General features: G+C 58.2%; 1 protein-coding gene and 1 pseudogene. Both read right to left on the bottom strand.

The genetic code is table 11. The annotated features are described in order from the left end of the window. Positions 1-458 (bottom strand): transposase (locus FEV53_RS20245; protein ID WP_185962366.1); only part of this gene is annotated, 458 nt, incomplete at its 3' end. 141 nt (positions 459-599) lie between these two features. Then, positions 600-1,391 (bottom strand): annotated as a pseudogene (locus tag FEV53_RS20240) (IS3 family transposase); the annotation flags it as partial.

The following is a 1,391-nucleotide window of genomic DNA, read 5'->3' as shown; positions in this document are numbered from 1 at the left end:
CCGGTGAGCGGGCGGTTCAGGAACTCGTTCACGCGCTCATCAATGTCTTTGCACAGCTTCGACACTGTGCTCTTGGAGATGCCAGACAAGCCCATAGCCTGCGCTAACTCATCAACCCGGCCCGTAGACACGCCGCCCATCCATGCTTCTTGGATCACAGCAACAAGCGCCTTCTCGGACGTCTTGCGGGGTTCCAGAAAGCCGGGGAAATAGCTGCCCTGCCGCAGCTTCGGGACCTTCAGGTTCAGCGTGCCCAAACGGGTATCGAGAGCGCGGTCTCGATACCCGTTCCTCCAGGTSGTGCGTTGATCAGCCCGTTCGTGCTTACCGGCGCCAATCAGGCCTTCGACGTCAGCCTCCATGATCAGCTGCAAAACGGCCTCGGCGACGGTGCGAAGAAAATCGCCGCCGTCCTGCTTGGCCAGACGTTCGGAAAGGTCCATGTTGGTCTTGGTCATCGGGGGCTCCGTGTGGTGCGTGGTTGAAGTCGTCAAACTCCACCCGACCATACACATCGATAGCCACCCGGCATTATACAGAGGTGGTCCTTGAAATTCGACCAGTTTGCCGCCGTGCTAAGCTATAGCATTGGTTTCATTTCAGGCGGCAACCTTCAGGTCCGGAGATTGCCTGTCATAGGCCTCGTCCGGCGTCATGATCCCATGTGATGAGTGCGGGCGTCTTTCGTTGTAGTAGCTGATCCAGTCACCGATCCCGTCCCGGGCTTCGGAACCTGTTTCGAAGGCGTTCAAGTAGACGCATTCGTATTTGAGGGATCGCCAGAGCCGCTCGATCATCCGGTTGTCGATCCAGCGGCCCCGGCCATCCCATCGAGATTTTGATCTTTGCGTCGCGCAGCACGTCGGTGAAGTCGGTGCTGGTGAATTGGGATCCTTGATCGGTGTTGAAAATCTCGGGGGTGCTGTATCGAGCCAGCGCTTCTTTCAAAGCCTCGACGCAGARCCCCGCGTCCGTCCGGCATAGTCCTCAGACCTATGGCGGCCTCATGCCGAACTGTTCGAGAGCCGCCAGCTCAGCACCTTCCGGCTGTGCCAATCCATGATGGCCACGWGATAGAGAAACCCCCGGCGCATCGGGATGTAGCTGATGTCAGCACACCAGACCTGGTTAGGTCGGGGGATGGGTAAGTCCTTCAGAAGATATGGATATATCTTGTGCTCCGGGTGCTTCTTGCTGGTCTTCGGTTCCTGGTAGATAGGCACCAACCGCATGAGCTGCATCAGCCGCCGCACACGATGTCGGCCGCATTTATGTCCCTCGCGAGCCAAGTGCCGGACCATCTGGCGTGAGCCATACCATGGCGTCTCGAGGAACTGACGATCGATGATTTCCATGAACTTCAGGTTCTCGGGGCTTTCCCCACGCGGCTG

Source organism: Palleronia caenipelagi, from assembly GCF_007004065.1.
Classification (GTDB): Bacteria; Pseudomonadota; Alphaproteobacteria; order Rhodobacterales; family Rhodobacteraceae; genus Palleronia; species Palleronia caenipelagi.
Note: the sequence above shows the minus strand (reverse complement) of the source record. Positions and strands in the feature narration are given on the sequence as shown.